The following is a 21,132-nucleotide window of genomic DNA, read 5'->3' as shown; positions in this document are numbered from 1 at the left end:
TGCGCCGGCTTCTTCTATCTGGCCGGCGGACTCACACGTCTGCTGTCGGCTGGGCGTTGGGTCACGTCGCAGTGGATCGACGCCTTATGGGTCGTCCTACATCCTGGCGAGCCGGCCCGCGCCTTCGGTCTCCCCGCTACAGAGGTTGGGCCCGTGAAGTACTGGACAATCCTCGCGGTTCTCGTCGCCGTTCCCCTCGCTCTTGGCCTGCTAGCGGTGCGGCTGTGGCAGGCGCGGCGATCAAGCCAGGCGAGTCGGCGACGCGCGTTGGCTGCGCGGCCCGGCCTGGCGACCGGAGCAGAAGTCGAGGCCGCGGTCGGCCGTCGCCAGGTCGTACGACGAGGACTCTCGGCCCGCCCGCAAGCGCCCACGAGGTCGCCGGTCGAGGTCGGCACCCTGCTCGGCCACTCCCGCGGCCGCGAGTGCTGGGCATCCGTCGAGGACTCACGCATCGATGTCGGCCCGCCTCGGTCAGGCAAAGGGCTCCACCAGATCATCGGAGGCATCATCGACGCACCCGGCGCTGTCGTCACCACCTCGACCCGGCCTGACAACCTCGCCGCCACCCTCGAGCTCCGCCGCGACATCGGACCCGTCGCCGTATTCGATCCACAAGGTCTCGGCCGAGCGGAAGGCATCCGCTGGTCACCGGTACGTGGCTGCGAGAACCCGACGACGGCCATGGTTCGCGCCAGTGGCCTCGCCGCCGGCGCCGGGTTCACCAAAGGCGGCGTCACCGACGGAGCCTTCTGGCACGGCCAAACCGAAATGGCCCTCCGCGGACTCCTCCACGCCGCCGCCCTCGACGACACCGGCATCGAACAGCTCTATCGCTGGAGCCTCGAACCAGCTTCCGCCACAGAAGCCGTCACGATCCTCAACCGCTCCGATGACGCCGCCGAAGGATGGGGCGACACCCTCGACGGCATCGTCCGCATGGACGGCCGCACCCGCGACGCCATCTGGGCCGGCGTCCGCTCCGCTTTGTCGGCGCTCGCGGATCCCGCCGTACGACGTTCCTTCGACCCACCAGCCCGGGAGGGCCTGGACCCCGCCTCGTTCATCCGCGAACGAGGCACCATCTACCTCCTCGGCACCGGAGCGGGCGCCAGCGCCACCTCGGCCTTCATCGCCGCCCTGCTCGAAGACATCACCGAAACAGCCCGCCAACTCGCCGCCCACAACCTCGGCGGACGCCTCGAACCACCCCTCGCGCTCGTCCTCGACGAGATCGCGAACCTCTGCGCCGTCCCCTCCCTGCCCGGACTGATGGCCGACGGCGGCGGCACCGGCATCTCCACCCACGTCGTCATCCAATCCCTCGCCCAAGCCCGCGAACGCTGGGGCGAACAAGCCGCAGCAGCCATGTGGGACGCCGCCACCCTCCGCCTCATCCTCGGCGGCTCCGCCCAACCCCGCGACCTCCAAGACCTCGCCGCCGTCTGCGGCGAACGCGACGAAGAGATCCGTAACTGGAGCCGCGGCCCGGACGGCGGCCGCACCACCTCCACCAGCACGCGTCGAATCCCGATCCTCCCTCCCGACGTCATCCGCACGCTCCCGTTCGGCACCGGTGTCCTCCTGGCCCGAACCGCCCCGCCCATCCTGCTCACCATGACACCGTGGACCGACCGCCCCGATGCCGACCGAATCCGCAACAGCATCGGCCGCGCGCTTCTCCGATGAACCCCGACGACGACCTCGCCCGCGCACTGGCCTACGCCCCACCCACAGACCCGTACGTCGTCTGCTGGCGCGACCTCGACCCCACCAGCACCACCGAAGAACTAGACCGCCTCGCTGATTGGGTCACCTGGGCCACCGCCCGCTACAACCTCGACCACAAAGTCATCCCACCCTGCTGGCCCCACCACGGCGCCATCGTCGAAGAACTCTCCGCCCTCCGCACCTTCTGGGAATCCAGCTACCAACCCGACGCGGCCCCCTCCGACCCCCTCGCCTTCCACCGAGACCTAACTCTCGCCGTACGCCGCCTCCGGGACTGGACCTCGCTTCTCGGGTGCACACGGACGATCCACCGATCCGTCCGCGCGGATTGAGCTGGCCCGGCGCAAACGTCCGCAAACGTCCACGGACGGGGTCGAGATGTCTCACCGACATAGCCAAGGTTGATCCTGGACGTCGGCGATTCGATGACGTCCACCACTCAGAACAAGCGACCGGAAGGTACGTCGTTGTCGATCCCTGAAGATAACGATCAGCTCCGTTGCCGGGACCGCGCAGAGCATCCCAGCACCGCCGACCACCGTTGGCCGGAACTCCGGGCGTCGTGGAACGAGTCGTGCGACGGCACATCAGGGACCGGGGAGCCGTGTGTGCTCGGCTACCACGACGGCTACCAGCGCGACGCGGCTCGCGAGGAGAGGGCCGACAAGTGAGGCGCTGGCAGCGTTTCCTCGACCGCATCACGCCCTGGCGACGCGGCTACAGCAAAGGCTGGGACGATGGCATCGCGACCGCTCTCCTCGACCTCCGCATGGTGCTTCGCGAGCAGCCCGGTGACATGATCCCCCGCGCCGAAGTCGTAGCCGTCGCATCCCGCCTCCAGGCCGAGCTGGACCCGACCGTTCCACTTGGCCCAGCCGTGCCTGCCACCAACCACGGAGCGAAATGAAGGAGTGGTCTTGCAACGTGGAGTTCACCCTCACGAGGGGCAACCTTGCCCCGGAAGCTGACTCTCATCTGTCCCGAACAGGCGTGCGCGACGTCCCGCAGAAGCCAGGCCATTACATGTTCAGCGCCACCGACTCACACGAGGACTACCTCCAGGCGCTCATGGGCACAGTCGGAGAGCTGGACGCGATCCTCGTGCCGTATGGCGTCACCCGCGAGATCCGTTCGTGCCAGGTCGTCGAGTTGACGTAAGAGCGGTGCGTCGAGCTCGGCCGTTCCCGCCGCCGACGCCACGTCATTGCCGGCGACGCGTTCGGCGTACTGTTCGACGGCGATCACCTTGGCTTCCGCACCGCGGCCTAGTGCGTCTCGCCTCGATCGTCCGGGCCGTTTGCCGCTTAGAGCACTGTCTGGCGTTCCCGCTCGCCGGGCGCAACTCCCTCGCTACCATCGCCGGCTCCCGATGCGCCCTGCGCAGGACACCGATCACGATGATGCAGTACACGACCCACGCCGTACATACTCCTAGCGCGACATACAGGGGAGATCTTGCAGGAGTACCTGCCCGCAGCACTGGACCTTCGCGTGACGATCGTGGACGGCGAGGTGTTCGCGGCCGCGATCAAAGCGATCCGGTCTTCCATACCGACTACCGTCCCGGTCTCGCGTCGGCGAGTATCACCAGACACGTCCTTCCGGACGAGATCGCCGATCGGCTGCGAGCACTCTGCGCGACGCTCGGAGTTCGTTGCGGAGCGATCGACCTGCGCCTCATCCCTGAATGCCGTCACGTCTTCCTCGAGGTGAACCCACAGAAGAGTTCCAGTCCATCTCGGATCGGACAGGTCAACCTATCGCTGAGGCGGCCACAGCCGCGCTCGCCCGCGGCCGCAGCTAAGGAGAGGATGCCGGCGTTCCGAGTCGACGCGGTCACCGATCGGCCTGGTGTGTTGGTTCATTGCTCTCATGTGGCCATTCGTCGTACGAAACCTGCGCGGTACGGAGCTGATGCAGCAGGCGATCGTAGTGGCGGCGCACGGAAATCTGGTTGCTTGAGGGCGCAGCTCCGAGCGGCGCCGAGTCATGCACGCCGTACCGCTCCCGATACGCAGCGATCTCCCGCACGAGTCCCGTGGCTGCAGGCAACGATCGCTCCAGTTCCTGGTACCAGAGAGGTTGCTCGGTTGCGGCCTTCGCTGCCAGCCAATCAGCGCGTTGGGCGATCTGGGATTCGAGCTCGCGGAGTGGGGCGATCAGGCTCGGGTCGCCGATGTGTGTTGCCGGTACGATGAGGCTGGCGATCTCTGGTGATCCGATGCGGCCCCGAGACCTCACCACGAGACGCTCGATTCTGGAGTGAAGAACCGCCGCGAGGTCATTGGCGTCGGCCATCGATGCCTGAGTGACCGCTCGCCGAAGTAGCGCAGGGACACCTAGGCCGGCGTTCTCCGCCCGGCGGAGTTGCGCGATGAGTGCCCCGTACGCGGGGGACGCCTGCAGCGCGGCCTGGTCAGTTGGGCCGAGACCGGAGGCGGCGATTGCTCGCCGATATCGCATCGTGGCATCCAGTTGGCAGAGGTGTTCGTGGATCGGGACGAGGCGATCAAGGCGGGTGGCGTTGTCGAGTTCTCGGCGCATGGCCTCGTGGGCGGATTGTTCGACGCCTGGATCGTTGAAGACGGCTTCGAGAACGTCTTGCATAGTCTGTTCGGGGTGCGGTTCGTGGAGGTCAGGGCTTGTCTGATGGGTCGCGACGTACCCAGTGTTGGCGTCGCGGCCGCGCGTCATGCCGACGTACATCAAGGCTCGGGTCAGGTGCTCGGTGACGACGAGGTGGGCGGTGTCGACGGTCGCCCCCTGGGCTCGGTGGGCCGTTGTGGCGTAGGCGAGTTCGACGGATTCCTGCGCGTAGGCACTGGGCAGGGTCACGGTCTCGCCAGTGTGGTTTTGGACGGTGAGGGAGCCGTCGGGCCAGCGGTGGATGACGGTCCACTGGTCGCCGTTCTTGACGAAACCTGCCGTGCCGAGGCGGAGACGGCGGTTGTTGAGGCGGGTGACGATGCGGTCGCCGAGGCCGACGTGGTTGCCATTGTGAAGTTCGATGCCGTCGGGTTCGACTTCGCCGGTGGTGATGCGGTCGAGGCGCGCGCGGGCGTTGAGCCGGGCGACGGTGGCGTTGTCGGCGGCGATGAGCAGGCTGGTTCGGCCGGCTCGGGTGTCGGCGAGCCATGCCTTGTAGGCAGCGTCTTCCATCGCCTCTGATGAGCCTGCGGTGAGCCGATGGTGGTCGTCGTACACGTCCACGGCGGTGAGGTCGCCGACGCGCAGTGCGAGGCTGGCGTCGCGTTCCCAGGGGTTGGTGAAGCGCCAGACGTCGGTGAGTTCGGCCGCCTGGGTGTCTTGGGCGATGAGGCGGAAGGCGCCGCCGGTATCGGCCGCGGAGAGTTGGGCGTCGTCGCCGACCAGGAGGAGTTTCGCGCCGGCGGTGTTGGCAGCGCGGGCGAGGGTCGCCAGTTCCATGGTGCTGGCCATGGAGGCTTCGTCGACAATGACGAGCTGGTTGGCGCGGAAGCTCCACCTGTCGTGGTCTGCGTGCAGCGCCGCTAGTTGGGTCATCAGGCGCTGGTGGCGGCGCTTGCGACGGTTGCGGTGGGCGAGGTTGGCGGCGTACTCGGTCTGTTGGATGATGTCGCGGCGTTGTTCGGCGCCGAGGCCGGCGGATTCGTAGATCCACTTGGCAATGTTCTCGGTGGGCATGCCGATCGCGTCGGACAGGATGGTCGACGCAGCCGAGGACGGGGCCAGCGCGATGACAGATCCTTCGCCACGGGTGAGTTCCCAGCTGGTCGTGAGGGCAGAAAGGAGGCTGGTCTTGCCGGTCCCGGCAGGCCCGACCAGAGCCTCGAGCTTCTGCCCGCTCGTCGCGATCCGGTGAAGCGCTCGGACCTTGTCGGCGCTCAGGCCGGCGCTGTGCGGTGCCGGAATGGTTGGTCCTGCAGAGTCTCGAGATAGCTCGAGTAGGAGGGACTCTGCGCCGAGGATGACGGGCGAGGTGTAGATCTGGCCGTTCTGGATCGTGAAGACGCTCTCGCCGTTGGCTCGCGTCACTGGCGCTGAGACGAGGTCGGGTGCCTTGAGGCTGATCGAGTGGTTTTCGGCGCACTGGACGATGGATTGGAGTACGGCGAACCGTTCGTTGGCCGAGACGATGCGGAGCAGCCGGGTTTGTCGCGCGGCTTCCGCCAGGAGGTTCCAGCGGTTCCAGGTCGCGCGCTTGGCCTGAATCGTGAGGACGGTTGCGGCGCCGTACGCCTCGATGGCCTCGGGGCTAAGATCTGCGGCGGCCAACAGACGGTTCCCGGCCTGTTCGAGTGAGCGCTGGATGGCGACGACCGCGTCGGACCCGATGGCGTGGTCAGCTCGGGTCTGCCACTGTGCCATGAGTGCTGCGAGCGGTCTGGCCAGGTGCTTCGGCGGGCGGTTCATGAGTGTGGCTTGCTGTCGAAGGACGTACATCTCGCGGCGGTTGGGTGGATGTATGTGGTCGCCGCGTTCGTCCAGAAGTGCGGCCAGGTTGCTCTCGATCTGTTCAGTTCTGGCGGAGAACTCTCGGATCAGTTCGTCGGGTACGGCGTCGATTTCGAACGCTGGGTTTCGCTGGCTTCCTCGTTCGCGGAGCTCCCAGTTCACGCCGAGTCGTCGGCTCAGGTTGTCGGCGAGGAAGACGTTGTGGATCTCTGACATCGCGACGATCGAGCGATGCAGAGTCCGGCTGTCGAGCGTGCGCCAATCACCGTCCAGACCCTGAACCCGGTTGGCGACCACGACGTGGGTATGGAGTTGGGGATCGCCGCTGCGGGTGTCCCAGTGGTCGAACACGGCGGCGATCAGGCCTCGTACGTCGAGTTGGACAACGCCGTGATCGCCTGTTCTGGTGAACGCCGCGTGCTGCTCGATCAGCTCCAGAACGTCGTGGATCGCGTCGTGGTGCGCGGCGACGATCTGCTCTTGAGTGCCGACATCGGTGGTCGCCCAGAGGGCAGAAACGGACTTGACGGGGGAGAAAGTGAGATCGAACCCGGCGACCGCCTGTTGCGTCTTCCGGCGCATCTCGCGCTTCCGGATTTGCTCGATCTCGACCTCTCGCTCGGTCTCGCTCAGGCGTGGGTCGAGGGCACGGATCTGGTCCTGAATCCGTTCCGACGGGGTCTTGAAAGTTGGGTATGGACGACCCAGCGGGTGGCCGGTCAGCGGGTCTTGGGCGCGGCCGAAAAGCGCAGCCATCTGCTCCTCGCTGACCTCACTCCCCGGGACAAGTTGCCCGGCGGCGAGCCCGCTCAGGCCACTGCCCATCCATCGGCCGGGCGGGTACCCGGACGCCGTGTAGTAGGTTGTCAACGGGGTAGCCAGCCGGCGGTCGACGTCTCCAGATGCGATGTGGCGCAGCAGATACTTGTAGCCATCTCCAGCGGTCAACCGATGGATGCTCAGCATGGCCGCTCATCACTCGGAGCGTTCTTCGCGCGATACCTCGGACGTTCCATAGCCGCTCAACGAAACGGCGGTGCGACGGCTGAATCGGTCGCGCACGCCGACTAGCTCCTCAAGTGCCAGAAGTGTGCCGGTACTGAATCTGCACAGGTCTGGTCGCCGTGCCTATGTACTTGATCTCTCAACCAGGGTGTCGGGAGCGCGCCAGTTGGCGTCGCAAAGCCGATGCCGTCCTCGATGTCTAAGGTCGACAAGGCCGACGCAGCCGGAGCTCGCCGTCGACGTCGCACGGAGCCGCCGACTTGAGTACGAGCGAGGTCGGCGGACTGGGCTTCTGGCTGGTGCCGGCGAGCTGCACCTCGTTTTTCCGGGGTGCCGTGATCGTGTTCGCCGAGGTCGTGACGATGGAGCCGGCGATTCGATCGGCGACTTCGTGACAACCCCGTACGACAGCATCCAGGCCGCGGGGTTCGCAGCTTCGACGTTGGTGATCGTCGCGACTGGCGGGATGGCGATAGGCCCGACGAGCGACTAGCACACGGCCCTACGTTCTCGAAATGTTCTTGGCGGCAAGTTCTTCATCCGTCACAGCTCCGTGAAACGCTGACAAACCCTGGTCAGCGCTGACTGTCGATGACAGACAAAACCGCAGGTCAGAGCCCATATTCGCCGACCAGCGCCGAGGCGCCCGTCACGGTGGAAGAGATCTCCTCCATCTGCTCGCGGTCGGCGAGGATCTCGGGCCGAACCTCGTCCGAACCCGTTGCAGCCAGTGCATTGTCGACCGTGCCCATAGCCCGTGCGACGTCGGCGTCAGCAGCCACGATCGTCTGACCTTCGAGGTGAGCAGTAGCACGAATGGTTTGGGACTGGTCGACGTCGGGGTCCCCAGGCGCCGATGCGGGCGCGATCGCTCTCGGCCGTTCATCTTCCGCCGCGATGACCTCTGGAACTGTCTCGCCGAGGATCACGTTCGACGAATCGAAGCTGGCTTCTGCCCGCTCTAGTTTGACGCTGACGCCCAGAGCCTCGGCCTTGCGGATGTTGCCTCAAGCGGAAGCCGCGTTGTCCCCCGGGCATCCACTGGGTCGTCGCGCTCCGCCGTAGCGAGGCCGGGCACAGGGATCTGCATTTCCTGGACGCTCTCGATGGTGCCTCGGCACACGGCTAGCGAGATCGATTCCAGGAGCCTCGTAGACGTTCAGGTATCGAATGGCAGGAACACCAGCCTGGCGGATCTGCGATTGAATGATCTTCGCTGCTTCGTCGCGGTACCGAGGCGACTCTGAGGTCTGGTCGGAGAGCGACTCGATAGAGGAAGTACTGGCTTCCCGCGTCTCCCTCGTAGCGCATCGACTCGATCGCCGCTTCGTAAGGCCAGGTCAACTCGATAGGGCAGAGGGCAGAGCAGTTGGATATGCAAGATACCCGTCCGGCCGCCGATATCGAGTTTCCGGACGTGGATGGGTGACCGATGCCCCTTGTCGATCTATTCTGACGAGGTTACTTGGGGAGGGGGTGAGATGGGACTGCTGGTCGCCGCCCGGTTGGTTCCAGGGGAAACCCAACCGTGCCGGGGGACCGACGACGTAGAGGGCGTGCCCCCTACACTCGCCGGTAGGCAGGAAAAGGTGCTGGCTGCTGGCGCGATGGCTACTTCGGGTCCTTGGGCCGCGGTCGTTGTAGTGCTGGCGGCTGGCGGTCTCTGCGCGGGAGTCCTCGTGCTCGTCTGCCGGGCCAAGGAGGCGCAGCGCCAAATCGCGCTCGAATCCTTGAGTCGGGCGGATCCATCCTCCGGCCGACGGCGCGCGCCGCCGATGGACTGGAAGGCGGGACCGCAATAGTGGCTGGTTCCGAAGACTCTTCGGAGTGATCCAGGTAGGGCGATGAGAGGCGAACAGACGATATGAGCGGTGCGGCCACACTCGTGGATGTCCATTGCCACCTGTTTAACGCGGCCGACATCCCGGTTCGAGGATTCGCGCGGCACGTCGCGTTGAAGAATGGCTTCATGTCGGCCCAGCTTGCGGTGATCGCGGACCGTTTGACGGCCGGCGCTCCGGGACACGCCGCAGACCTTAAGCGGATGGACGCGCTGTTCGACGGCGGGCCCGAGTTCGGATCGGTCGCCTCCTTGGAGGAGCGCGTTCAGGAGCAGGTAGCCGACGCAATGCTCGAACTCACCATCGAGGAACGGCGATTGATAGCAGATGAGCTGGCGGCGGTGGAACCTGATACGAAACCTGCGCTCGGTGGGTCCGAGCGTTTCTCGGCCGGCTCGGTAACGCGGTTCGTAGCATGGGCCAAGCTCTTCTCCCAGTCGCGCGTTGACCTCGCCGTGCTTTACGCGAGGCAGTTTGTTCCGGCGGCAGAGCTGGCGATCCCGATGCTGGTGGACTTAGCGAGCGGGGTCCGGGACGACGCGATTACTGGCCTCGAGCAGCAGGTTGAGTTGTTCGATCGGCTGAGCGAAGCATCGATGCACGGGTTGCTTCCGGGGGCCCCGAACCTTCGTCTGCATCCGTTCGTGTCGTTCGATCCTTTCCGACTCATCGACGGGCATAGAGCCTCCGACGGCCGACCGATTCGCGAGGTGATCGAGGACGCGCTGCTTCACCGCGGTTTCGCCGGGGTCAAGATGTATCCGGAGATGGGGTGGCGCCCCTCGGGAAACAACGCGGCGGGCGCCGGCACGGCGGAGCGGGCGAAGCGCCTGAACAAAGTTCTCGACGACTTCTTCGGCTGGTGCGCCGAGAACTCGGTTCCGATCACGGCGCACTGCAACCACTCCAACTACTCAGATAAGGCTTTCGAAAAAGCTGGAAATGGTGCGCCGAGCGAATGGTTTCCCGTACTCAGGAGCCACCCTGGACTGCGCGTCAATCTAGGGCACTTCGGCGGCGCGCACGAAGAAGAGAAGTACTACTCGTGGGCTTGGGATATAGCCAGTGCTATGAGTGAGTTTCCCGACCGGCTGTTCGGCGACGTGGGATGTCATCCCACCTATGCCGAGAAAGTGATGGACACGCACTTCGGCGTGCTCCGCAAGATGGTTGACGCCAGTCCTGCTGTCGCCCGACAACTGTTGTTCGGCACGGACTGGTACATGCTGGCCATCAATCCCCGTGCCGAAGGCTTTACCTCCACCTATCGCAGCCGGTTCCGGAATGAGTTCGGCGACGGTCAGGCGGACGATTTCATGGGACGGAACGCCCTGCGCTTCCTCGGCTTCGCCAACCCTTCGGACCCAAGTAACGCACGCCTGCGGAAGCGGTACGCCGAGCTAGGTGCAGCCAGACCAGCTTGGCTCACCGCTCCCGATCAAGAGAGCGAGGACATGTGACCGCACCATTCCTCACGAAGGTTCCGTTGGACCTTAGCGACACAGCAGTACGTGAACTCATCGGACTCCTCTCGGACGTGTATTACCACCCAGCTCCGGTCATCAAGCTGGTGCGTGAGATCAACGGCAAGCCCGGCCGGATCAACTGGGACCAACCGATGCAGTTCGCCTGGATCGACGTCTGTACCGTGCTAGCCAATGAGGGCAAGCTCAGCACTCTCCTCGACCTGTTGATCAATAGCGATGACCAAGCGGTCGCCACTCGAATTAAGGAATTGACCGCAGACCATCCAGTGACGGCGGCTCCAGCACCCACAGCGCCGAGCATGCAGTGGTTCGACGGGAATGGCAGCTTCGAGAAATTCACGCAGGGCCGCTCCACTCTGCTGGACATCGCATTCCTGCAGCGAGGATTCGATCTTGCTCCCGCGGTGGTTCGTCTTCTCGTCACGCTCGGCGGCGCGCCGTTCTACGGCACGGCGTTTCGAATTGGACCGGACCTCTTCCTGACGAACCACCACGTCCTGTTCTGGGAGGAAGGCAAACCAGCCACGTCGGTCGAAGCCTGGTTCGGCTACGAGCGATCCTTCGGAGGCCCGACAAGAGCGCACGTGAGCCTCCCAGGCGACGTATCCACCATCCAGGGTGCAATCGATCATGACTGGGCCGTTGTGCGAATCAACGGCAAGATTCCAGACGGCACCCCAATCCTGGAGCTCCAGACGGGGGCGACGGTCTCCGTCGATGACCGGGTTTACATCATTCAGCACCCGCAGGGCGGCGTAAAGAAAATCGGCATGGTGCACAACGTGGTCAAGGACGTGACGGACGACGTGATCCTTTACTGGACTGACACCGATGACGGCTCCTCGGGCTCGCCGATTTTTGACGAGCAATGGCAAGTGGTCGGCCTACACCACTACTGGACCTCGGTACGCAACGGACGACAGACCGAGATCCGGAACCAGGGCCGGCGGATCGAGCGCGTGGTTGAGGGCTTGGTAGACGCCGGGGTGATGTGACCGACATGAGCATTGGCCTGACGTCGTATCCCTTCGACGATCCGGAGGGGAAAGAGCTCCTAGAGGGGCTGGCAACTATCTACTGGCAGAAGAAGCCGATCGTCACCTTCCTGCGGGCTGCCGCGCTCAAGCCGCAGACTGTCAACCTGGACGAGGATGCGCTAGGCATTTGGCATCAGACATTGGACCAGGCTGCCAGGTCGGCGAAACTTGTCGTGCTGCTCGACGAAGTAGCGGCCGACTCCCAAAGCTTGGTCCTGCGTCCACTCATCGAGCGACTGCGTCTGCGGGCCAGCGCACCCGACGCGACAGACTTCGACATCTTCGAGCTGGCGATGCTATCGCCCACCCGGTCCTTCATTGGTCGACCGGACTTGAGGCGGCATCTCAAGGAATTCGGTAAAGCTTACGGCGCTCGCGTGCTCGTTGTGAGAGAGGAGCAGGAGTCCAACCACGTAGGACGTACGCACAGCTGGTATCTGATCAACGAGATCGGGCAACGGCTGCGGGTTTATGACTCGTACCGTTTCGATCTCACCGACTGGAGTGGCCCCCCTCAGGGGCCTCGAGACGTGATGGCGGAGATCTGCGGTCAACTCGGCTGGGAGTTGCCGACGCTCGACATGACAGCACAGCCGAGCACAGTCGTACGGTTGCTGGTCACACAATTCAAACGGCTCGGCCGAACACTCACTCGGCGCACGTGTCTCGTCTTCGACGCCTACACCGTGGACACCGCCGATGACTGGGCTCGCGCACTGGTGGTGAGCATCGCCGCTGCAGCCAACGCTGGCGAGGCGGGGGACGTCTGCGTGGCACTCCTGGAAGTGGATGCGAGGCTGCCCCCGGAACTCGCGCGCGACGCGATGCCAGAGGACCTGCGTGGCGCATGCCTGACGGACCTCGAAAAGTTCTTCGCCGCGGCGGCTGCCGCCGAGGGACTGAATGTACCGTCAGAGCACATGCCGCTGCTGCTGGAGAAGGTGCTGGGAGCGCCCCCGTACTCCGATGAGCTCGTCCTGCCAACCGTGGGTCCGCGAGCGGCAGAGATCGCGGCATCGGTCTTCGGAGGTAGGGGGTGACGAGGCCCACGTTGCGTACCCTGACCCGCGAGGAGTTGCTGGAACGCCTTGCCGCCGTACCGGATCAGCCTGCGCCGCCCGCTGCTGTCGAGGTGTCACCACGGCGCTGGGCGCTCCGGCGTGCCGCCGTGCTTCGCGGCTTCTTCACCCTGCCCGAGCTGACCGGTAACTATCGGGCCGAAAGTCGCCCTAGTCGGACCCGCCTACCGGACAACGACGAGGCCGAGTTCATTCGTGAGGACTGCGAGCGTGTACGGACACCGCACGGTGGGCGCTGGCGCCTTACGGCCGAGACACGCCGCGCCGCCATGAATCACATCGGCCCCCACCCCAACCTGCTACTCGGGACGCTCGCCGGCGCGTTTGCCGACCCGCTCGACGTCGGGCGGACGATGGCGGAGGCGTACCTGCGCGGAGATGTGCGACCGCTGACCGAGCAGACTCTGGACCAACTCTCCGGCACGAGGCTGGCAGCGCAATGGCTTGTCGGCGTCATGGCCGATCTCCCGTCTCTGGCTGCCATCGAGACTCAGGTCCGACTGACAACACTGTTCACGCCTCTGCGGATTGTCCTGGACACGCCAATCCGAGGCAGGGAATCCGAGCTGCAGCAAATACGCCAGTACGCAGATCGGTCGTCTGAGGCAGACGAGGAGTTCCGGCCACTTGTGATATCCGGCCCAGGCGGAATTGGCAAGTCCACGCTGCTGGCCGCTCTCCTTCTGGAGCGCTCGGGGCGGACACCCGCGGAACGGGTGGCGCCCTTTGCGTATCTCACCTTCGACCGGATGGATCTTGCCCCGCAGAAACCGCTCACGGTCTTAGCAGAGATCCTTCGCCAACTCGCGATCCAAGTCCCAGCCAATGCCGTGCGCTGCACCGAGGTAGCTCGCGATCTAGAGGGGACCCAGGAAACTATCAGCGCTCAGGAGCGGGATGACGAAAACCGCCTTGGCGGCACCGTCGACGCGTGGAGACGGTGGGAGCGCGATATCGACCTGCTGTTGCAGCACTTCGCGGAGGTCACCACAGAGGCGACCGGGGGTCCACTCCTGTGCGTCATGGACACGTTCGAGCGGGCGCAACGGCAGGGAGCGGTACCCGTCGCTCGCCTGTTTGGCGTACTGAATAAGGTCGCGCAAGTCCTCACCGGCCTGCGGGTCGTTGTCGCGGGCCGCGGGGGAGTACCAGACTCCGACATCGTACGGCTCGACCTGCGCGGGCTTGGGGACGAGGCCGGCCGATCGGTACTGCTGGATCGGCTGGGCGGGCTCGCTGTGCCGAGGTCCTTGGTAGATACCGTGGTGAGGCGCGCTCGCGGGAACCCATTGACCTTACGGCTGGCCGCCGAGCTGATGCGCCGCCAAGCAGGGGCCCTACGCAGCCAGGCGGCCCGGCGCCTGTTTCTTGAAGCGTTCGCCCAGGCAGAAGTCCATGGGGTGCTATACCAACGGATCCTCGACCACGTCGACACGACGGAGGCGCAACTGCTGGCGATCCCCGGAATGGTGCTCCGGCGCATCACGCTCGATCTCGTCCGCGACGTGCTGGCCAGGTCTGCTGGGCTCGGCTCCATCACGACGGACGAGGCGTGGCGCCTCTATCAGGTTCTGCGAGTGGAGAGCTCCCTGCTTATCGAGCGCGAGGGAGCGCTCGTCCATCGCGAGGACGTGCGGGCGCAGGTGCTCCCGATCATCGAGCGCGCAGATCCGGCTCTGGTGGCGTCGGTGCACCGGCGTGCGGTGCGGTTCTACTCTGCGCGCAGTGATACGCGAGACCGCGCCGAGGAACTGTATCACCGCATGGCCTTGGCCCAGAAGCGGCGCACGCTGGAGAACCGATGGGACGATGAGGCTGGAGCGTCACTACATTCAGTCCTCGACGAGAATCTTGACCCGCGGATTCACGCCTGGCTGGCCACCAAGTTGGGCTTGGGTGTGAACAAGGAGATTCTGCGGCAAGCGGACGACGCAGACTGGGTCTCTCAGAGTGCTAAGACTGCCCGTGAACTCCTGGATGCCGGCAGACCAGCTGCGGCCCTGCAGGTCCTGCAAGGACGCAGCCTTCAACCGCTCGATCTGCGTCTCGCAGCCCTGCACGTTGAGGCTCATGCACGCAGCGGCCAGTCCGGACAGGCCCAAGAATTGGCTACCCAGGCAATGCGCGTTGCGGCAGAGCGCAACGACACAGAGGCGCTCCTACACTTTCGCACTCTAGCCGCACAACTGGCAGAGGACAGCGGCGATTACGGCCATGCGTTGCTGCTGTTGACGGAGGCGAAGTCGCAGGCCCGGCTAATGAAAGACGTGATAAGAGAGGCCGCCCTCGGCGCGAGCATGCTTCGACTCCTGCGTCGCCAAGGCCTAGCGAAGGCCGGAACTACGCTCGAGCTCCGCGAGGACGTCATTCAGCTTGCCCGCGCGCTGACCCGCAAGCAGCTCACGTCGTCCCCTGGACTTGTGCGGGATCTCGCCGCCGAGATTGGCGTGGTCGCTCCGGAGTTTGTCATCGAGGCGTCGAAAATGTTTGGCGTCGACGTCACGAGTCAACAGGCGCTAAGGAACCTTATCGTTCACGGCAAGGAAGATGTGGCGGATCGCATCCGCGAAATTCTGGACACTGACGAGGCTGTCGTCGCGTTGCCCGAGAACTGGGCGGGACACGGCATGTCCGAATACACCTCATCCGCGCAGGGAGGTGCGATCGGGCACTATCTACAGACGACAGGGGATGTAGCGGCAAATCACACCATATCTGAGTATTTCCAGGTAGAGGCAGATGCTCCGTCGTTCGAGGAGGACTCTGCTGCGTTGCTCGAGGGCATTAGGCTGCAGCATCTCCAGGAGTCGCAGATCGGCCACGTCACGATCAACGTTGACCAAGGTGCTCGTCCGCCATGGTGGCCTGTGGTGTTGGGTCCCATCCCGCCGCGCGTGGACAGCTTCCAGGAACGGGCCGAGGCATTGGCGAGATTGGTCGGATCTAGTGCGGCCGATCCTACGGCGGTTCTCACGCAGCCCGCCAAAGTGGTGTCCGGGCTAGGAGGGGTCGGTAAGACTCAGTTGGCGGGCGCCTACGCCCGGCAGCTGTTGGACACCGCTGCCGTGGACATGCTGGTCTGGGTGCCTGCTGCCACCCGAGCCGGGATCGTCGCGAGCTACGCTCGGGCCGCAGAGCTAGTTGGGCTCCCGTCCGGTTCTGACCCGGAGATTGCCTGTGAGCGATTCATTGGTTGGCTCGCCACCACCGACCGCCCGTGGCTGATCGTCTTCGACGATCTCACCCTTGCCGACGATCTGCGGGGCTTATGGCCTCCCGATCACCGGCCAGCGGGCAGGACCCTGGTGACAACTCGGCGCCGGGATGCAACCCTGCTGGCGGGTCGGGAGCTGATCGACCTTGATGTGTTCACCGCCGACGAAGCCCGCGCCTACCTAAGTGAGCGGCTGCCGCTCGCGCTCGCGGACGACACGCTGGGGGTTTCGGCCGATCTCGGCCGGCTGCCGTTGGCGCTGGCTCATGCCGCAGCCTTCATGCTCGACACCGATCTTCCGTGCACCGGCTACCGGGCTTTGCTCGCCGATCGGCGGCGTCGACTCGATGAGCTGTTCCCGCCCTACGAGGCGCTGTTCGATGACACGACCGCGACCGTGGCTACCACGTGGTCGATATCGATTGAGCAGGCCAACTGGCTCCATCCGGAGGGACTGGCAGGGGCGGTGCTGGAGCTGGCCAGCATGCTCGACCCCAACGGCATTCCCGTCAGCGTATTCACAACGCCGTCGGCGTTGACCTTCCTGACAGAAAGGACCAATAGGGCCTTGAATGTCGGGGTCGACGAGCATGATGTTCTTGCTGGGCTGGCCAACCTGCGCCGATTCAGCCTGATCACCGTCAGAGGATCTTCGGTTGTACTTGTGCACGCATTGGTGCAACGCGCGATCCGCGACAGTCTCTCCGACACCGATGCTGGCCCGGTGATCCAGGCCGCCGCAGATGCGGTTCTTGAACTTTGGCCGGCCGTCGAGCGCGACACCGCGCTCGCCGCATTGCTGCGCGCCAATGCGGCCACCATCGCCGACCGGGCCGATGCGAAGACACTGTGGAGTACCACCGCAGGTGGGCACCCGCTGCTGGCTCGCGCAGTTCGCAGCCTCGGTGAAGCCGGGCTGGTGATCTCCGCCACCACAGCCGCCATTCAACTGCACCAGCAAGCTAACAGACGGCTCGGCGCGGATCATCCGGACACGCTCGCTGCCCGCGGGAGCCTTGCCTACTGGCGGGGTGAGGCGGGTGATGCGGCTGGTGCTGCGGTGGCGTACGAGCAGTTGCTGGCTGACATGCTGCGGGTGCTCGGCCCAGACCACCCGGACACGCTCACTACCCGCGGGAGCCTTGCCCACTGGCGGGGTGAGGCCGGTGATGCGGCTGGTGCTGCGGTGGCGTACGAGCAGTTGCTGCCCGACATGCTGCGGGTGCTCGGCCCGGATCACCCGGACACTCTGATCACCCGTCACAACCTTGCCCGTTGGCGGGGTGAAGCGGGTGATCCTGGTGGTGCGGTGGCAGCGTACGAGCAGTTGCTGGCCGACATGCTGCGGGTGCTCGGCCCGGATCACCCGGACACTCTGATCACCCGTCACAACCTTGCCCGTTGGCGGGGTGAAGCGGGTGATCCTGGTGGTGCGGTGGCAGCGTACGAGCAGTTGCTGGCCGACATATTGCGGGTGCTCGGCCCGGACCACCCCAACACCCTGAGTGTCCGTGGGAACCTAGCCGCCTGGCGGGGTGAGGCCGGTGATGCGGCTGGTGCTGCGGTGGCGTACGAGCAGTTGCTGCCCGACATGCTGCGGGTGCTCGGCCCGGACCACCCCAACACCCTGACCACCCGTCACAACCTTGCCCGTTGGCGGGGTGAAGCGGGTGATCCTGGTGGTGCGGTGGCAGCGTACGAGCAGTTGCTGCCCGACATGCTGCGGGTGCTCGGCCCGGACCACCCCAACACTCTGATCACCCGTCACAACCTTGCCTATTGGCGGGGTGAAGCGGGTGATCCTGGTGGTGCGGTGGCAGCGTACGAGCAGTTGCTGGCCGACATGGAGCGGGTGCTGGGCGCCGACCACCCTGAAACCCTCGCTGCCCGCGGCAACTGGCCCATTGACGGGTCGAGGCAAGGGGATCCGGCCGGCTGACACCGAAGCCGGATTCGGTATCTTGGCAAGCTGGCGGACAAACGTTCGATCTGCCTCTGACGTGGCCTTCATTTCGACCTGGCTGAGTCTCGCAGCCGCTGCCCCGCTCCACCAATGCTTGTGCATCATTGCTAGCAGCAACCTCTCGGCCGATCTCAAGCAGCATCAGGAGGCGAAGGCTTCGGCCGTAGTGATGTCGATGGCGTCGACGCAGGTTCGGTGCAACAGTTCGGGCATCGCGATGTTCGAGAACCTCTTGGGCACTAGCTGAAGCGGCGACCTCCGTACAAGGCGGGTTCAGCACGATGACTGCCGCGGTGAAGAGCAGGCCGACCAGACGCAAGAGCGAACCTCGCGCGAGATCGGGCCGGCGTCGGTTCACGGCAGTGGCGTAGGCCTCTCAGCAACGGCGCGACAGCCAGACCAGCACGATGTGCGACGTGATCACCTTGCCAAGCGGGCGACTGGTCAGTGGTGCGACCTTGCAGAGCTTGTGTGCGGACCCGCGTGCGTGCACCGAGGCGCGGCCGTTGGTCACGGGATGGGGCACTCGAGCAAACAGCAGAACACACTTCCGCTCCATCTCATGGTCAGTCGCGGTCATAGTGGCGCCAGCGCGACGCCGACAGTTGGTCGATTGTGTATCCGGTCCTCGGTCGTACGATGAGCTATGCGGACGGGCGCACCGCCGAAATGACCCGGGTCTGGCGCGTGGGATTTCCAGAGGAAATGGCACCACCGCGCCCAGCTGACATCGCGAAGACGGTAGGCAGTCTGTTCCGTGATTGTTCCGTGAGACCTCGGCGAACAACGAGAATCACTGGGCATCAACGAGAACTGAATCTGCAGGTCAGGGCCCGCGTCCGACCAACCGCGTCCAAATCTCGAGAAGGCCGCAAGAGATCTGCACCACCTTCGAAGGCACCAAAGAAATCCAGCGCCTCGTCATCGCCTGAGCCATCCAAGGCATACGCATCAAGTAGTTGTTTGAACAAGGGAGTGGTAGGTCCGCCCAAGCTAAGCAGTCGCTCCGGCGTCCCGCTCCTCCCTCGTGCTCCACCCCGCCCAGCTCAGCGCGGAGCAATTGTTGCGCGCTGCCGCGCACCAGCGATGCTTGGACTCCGTCGAGGGGCAAGCACGGGTGACCGCCTCGGCCGGCGGACAGACCGATTGCGCCAACGGCATCGTACTCGCGCTCTCGAGTTGATGCGGCCGCCACTTGAGGGGCAGCGATTTGGTGGCTATGGCTCTGTGTGATCCGGGTCGCGTACCATCCGCTTGTGGGGGAGGATCAGGCATCGAGGCCCGAGCCGAATCTGACGCGGATAGCAGACGAGGCTCAACCGTCTATAGGCGTCGCTATCTCGGGTGGCGGCGTAAGAGCGGCGTTCTTCGCGCTGGGCGCTCTCTTGTACCTGGTGCACTCGGGCTTGCATTGCCGCGTTCGTCTCATCAGTTCCGTCTCCGGGGGATCGATAGTGAACGCGGCGATCGCACTGAACGGAGACTTTTCTGAATCAGAGGCCGAAGCCTTCGGTCGACTCGTTGGTAGGATCGTCCGTCGAATGGCTAATAAAGGCATCTTCTTTTTCGCAGGCGTGCTTAAAACCACACTGGGTCTCCTCGGATTCCTGGTTGCGTTCTCCGTGTACGCAACCGTCCAAGCTGGATGGCGTTGGAGCACTCTATGGGTGCTCGCTCTAGCGCCGTATTTCATGGTCCTGATTTTGATGTTCCGCAATGTCATGCAATTTTTCGTCTATAACGACTTTCTCGCTCATGTCTCTCGTCGTCGAGGATTCATATTCCCGCGGATGGCGAACTTGCCCGCGTCCACAGTCGCGCATGTACTCTGCGCGACTGAATTGACGTCAGGGCAACCTTTCTACATGAGTCGAGAAATGGTCATGTCGCCATTTTATGGACGCGGCCTGCCAAAAATTAGTTTGGCAGGGGCCGTCTACGCGTCGGCCGCCTTTCCTGTTGGCTTCCCGCCGTTCCGGCTCTCGTCGAAGCGGCTTAGCCTAGTCAATGGACGGGATGACGAACCTCCGAGGAATCTGTGGTTGTCCGACGGTGGCGTTTTCAACAACCTTGGCACCGAGACGTTCAACCCAGGTAATTCCGGTGCGCAGATCTTTCTGCCGGATCCTTCATTGACGATCATTCCACGCGTCGATTTGCAATTGGTTGTCAATGCCTCCTCGCCGCCAAAGAAGGTTGTGCTGTCGAGCCTTCTGGTCGGCAAAACAACTTTGCGCATTATGTCGGTGCTGTACGAGAATACGCTGCGGCCGCGCGTTCAGCGACTAATGGAGGATCAGGCCAGGAAAGACGGGCCGATCGTTGTAGACATCTCAGAGTCTCCGGTCGAGCTTGCCGATCGAATATCTGGTAAGCGACTTCAGTCTGATCCCACATTTATCCGAGCAGTCGATACTCGAGAGGCTCTGCGCGAAGTCTTGCGAGACTATGAGTGGAAGGTCTACTCCGATCGAGCTGCTCGCACCAAGACAGTGTTGAGCGCGGTTGGCAGGACCGCTGCGGTCAGGCTCATCCGTTTGGGATACCTCGACACGGCGGTTGCATGTCACTCACACCTAGGAACGCAAGGAATCAACGCCGTTCCCGATGAGGGCTGGTTCAAGAACCTCGTCGACGACAAACTTTCGCCCCAGCAACTCGTCGCGCCCGCGGCACCCACGAAATGAACGGCAGGGCGCCGAGCCATCATGGCGGCGTCGCTCGTGACCGACAGAGCCGGCAGATGCCACGGAGTCAAGTACAGCGTGGCGGACACAGCCATGTTGATTGCACTCGCCACCGGCCCTGTTTGCGCGTATGGGTGCTGGATGCTGCTGGGTCCACCACCGTTGCCAGCTAAGCGACAAGGGTGGGGAACCGGGCAAGCCCCAGCACATCGAGCCGTTCACGCTGTCCGGAACCCGCGCACCCAGCACCGCCGACAACATGTACCCACCCAGCAACAGCCTCGCCATATTGCCCAACGGCCCGATCCGATGCCAACGGTCCGACCTTCCGATCGTGCATCGCGCCCTGCGAACTGGTCATTCATCACACACCCCACGACAGCAGCCAGACGCTCCGCAAGATGCGGGCCGTGCCCAAGTCCGGGGTCAAGACCTAGCGCAGCAGGCCCGGCAGACTGAGGGACGATTCAGGGACAGGCCCGACCCCGCTGCAGCCAACGCCCAAACGACCCCAGACGTTCGACACTGAGCCGCATTCGAGCGTTGCCGGAGGCAAATGCCTGCTCCTTCCCTGCTCCGTGGGAGGCTGAAAGCCATGATCAAGGTCTCTCATCGTTGAGAGGCAACACCGCAGGTCAGATTCCACTTTTGGCAATC

At 64.4% G+C, this 21,132-nt stretch carries 13 protein-coding genes; 10 read left to right on the top strand and 3 right to left on the bottom strand.

The window, feature by feature from the left end; translation table 11 throughout:
- The first annotated feature begins 153 nt into the window (after positions 1 to 153).
- The 4 genes from ACLJOO_RS28935 (at position 154) to ACLJOO_RS28920 (ending at position 2,635) form a co-directional block, all read left to right on the top strand.
- The gene (locus ACLJOO_RS28935) at positions 154 to 1,686 is read left to right on the top strand and encodes a type IV secretory system conjugative DNA transfer family protein (protein ID WP_410790579.1); all 1,533 of its coding nucleotides are present in this window, start codon (positions 154 to 156) and stop codon (positions 1,684 to 1,686) included.
- Positions 1,683 to 2,060, top strand: a complete 378-nt coding sequence (locus ACLJOO_RS28930; RefSeq protein ID WP_410790578.1) for a hypothetical protein — start codon at positions 1,683 to 1,685, stop codon at positions 2,058 to 2,060. The genes ACLJOO_RS28935 and ACLJOO_RS28930 overlap by 4 nt, the downstream gene beginning before the upstream one ends.
- A gap of 93 nt (positions 2,061 to 2,153) precedes the next feature.
- On the top strand, positions 2,154 to 2,399 hold the full coding sequence (locus tag ACLJOO_RS28925; RefSeq protein ID WP_410790576.1) for a hypothetical protein: 246 nt from the start codon (positions 2,154 to 2,156) through the stop codon (positions 2,397 to 2,399).
- Positions 2,396 to 2,635 carry a hypothetical protein gene (locus tag ACLJOO_RS28920; RefSeq protein WP_410790575.1) on the top strand — a complete coding sequence of 80 codons (240 nt, stop codon included), beginning with the start codon at positions 2,396 to 2,398 and terminating at the stop codon, positions 2,633 to 2,635. The genes ACLJOO_RS28925 and ACLJOO_RS28920 overlap by 4 nt, the downstream gene beginning before the upstream one ends.
- A gap of 134 nt (positions 2,636 to 2,769) precedes the next feature.
- Here ACLJOO_RS28920 and ACLJOO_RS28915 read toward each other — a convergent pair whose 3' ends face one another.
- The gene (locus ACLJOO_RS28915; RefSeq protein ID WP_410790574.1) at positions 2,770 to 2,973 is read right to left on the bottom strand and encodes a hypothetical protein; all 204 of its coding nucleotides are present in this window, start codon (positions 2,971 to 2,973) and stop codon (positions 2,770 to 2,772) included.
- A gap of 591 nt (positions 2,974 to 3,564) precedes the next feature.
- Positions 3,565 to 7,128, bottom strand: coding sequence for a MobF family relaxase (mobF, locus tag ACLJOO_RS28910; RefSeq protein WP_410790573.1), 3,564 nt, complete (start codon positions 7,126 to 7,128; stop codon positions 3,565 to 3,567).
- A 299-nt stretch (positions 7,129 to 7,427) separates the two neighbouring features.
- Here mobF and ACLJOO_RS28905 point away from each other — a divergent pair, with 299 nt between their 5' ends.
- Positions 7,428 to 7,562, top strand: coding sequence for a hypothetical protein (locus ACLJOO_RS28905; RefSeq protein ID WP_410790572.1), 135 nt, complete (start codon positions 7,428 to 7,430; stop codon positions 7,560 to 7,562).
- 216 nt (positions 7,563 to 7,778) lie between these two features.
- On the opposite strand, the gene ACLJOO_RS28900 is transcribed toward ACLJOO_RS28905, so the two are convergent.
- Positions 7,779 to 8,096 carry a hypothetical protein gene (locus tag ACLJOO_RS28900; RefSeq protein WP_410790571.1) on the bottom strand — a complete coding sequence of 106 codons (318 nt, stop codon included), beginning with the start codon at positions 8,094 to 8,096 and terminating at the stop codon, positions 7,779 to 7,781.
- A 935-nt stretch (positions 8,097 to 9,031) separates the two neighbouring features.
- On the opposite strand from ACLJOO_RS28900, the gene ACLJOO_RS28895 reads away from it, so the two are divergent.
- From ACLJOO_RS28895 to ACLJOO_RS28875, 5 genes are all read left to right on the top strand, one after another.
- Entirely contained in the window at positions 9,032 to 10,468 is a 1,437-nt protein-coding gene (locus tag ACLJOO_RS28895) for an amidohydrolase family protein (RefSeq protein ID WP_410790570.1), read from the top strand.
- Positions 10,465 to 11,490 carry a trypsin-like peptidase domain-containing protein gene (locus ACLJOO_RS28890; RefSeq protein WP_410790569.1) on the top strand — a complete coding sequence of 342 codons (1,026 nt, stop codon included), beginning with the start codon at positions 10,465 to 10,467 and terminating at the stop codon, positions 11,488 to 11,490. The genes ACLJOO_RS28895 and ACLJOO_RS28890 overlap by 4 nt, the downstream gene beginning before the upstream one ends.
- 5 nt (positions 11,491 to 11,495) lie before the next feature.
- A complete protein-coding gene (locus ACLJOO_RS28885) occupies positions 11,496 to 12,572 on the top strand; it encodes a hypothetical protein (RefSeq protein ID WP_410790568.1) in 1,077 nt (358 codons plus the stop codon).
- Between the two features lie 11 nt (positions 12,573 to 12,583).
- Positions 12,584 to 17,764, top strand: a complete 5,181-nt coding sequence (gene fxsT / locus ACLJOO_RS28880; RefSeq protein ID WP_410790566.1) for an FxSxx-COOH system tetratricopeptide repeat protein — start codon at positions 12,584 to 12,586, stop codon at positions 17,762 to 17,764.
- A 1,253-nt stretch (positions 17,765 to 19,017) separates the two neighbouring features.
- Entirely contained in the window at positions 19,018 to 20,475 is a 1,458-nt protein-coding gene (locus ACLJOO_RS28875) for a patatin-like phospholipase family protein (protein WP_410790565.1), read from the top strand.
- Positions 20,476 to 21,132: the final 657 nt, after the last annotated feature.

It is taken from the genome of Kribbella sp. C-35, from assembly GCF_046549195.1.
Taxonomy (GTDB): Bacteria; Actinomycetota; Actinomycetes; order Propionibacteriales; family Kribbellaceae; genus Kribbella.
Note: the sequence above shows the minus strand (reverse complement) of the source record. Positions and strands in the feature narration are given on the sequence as shown.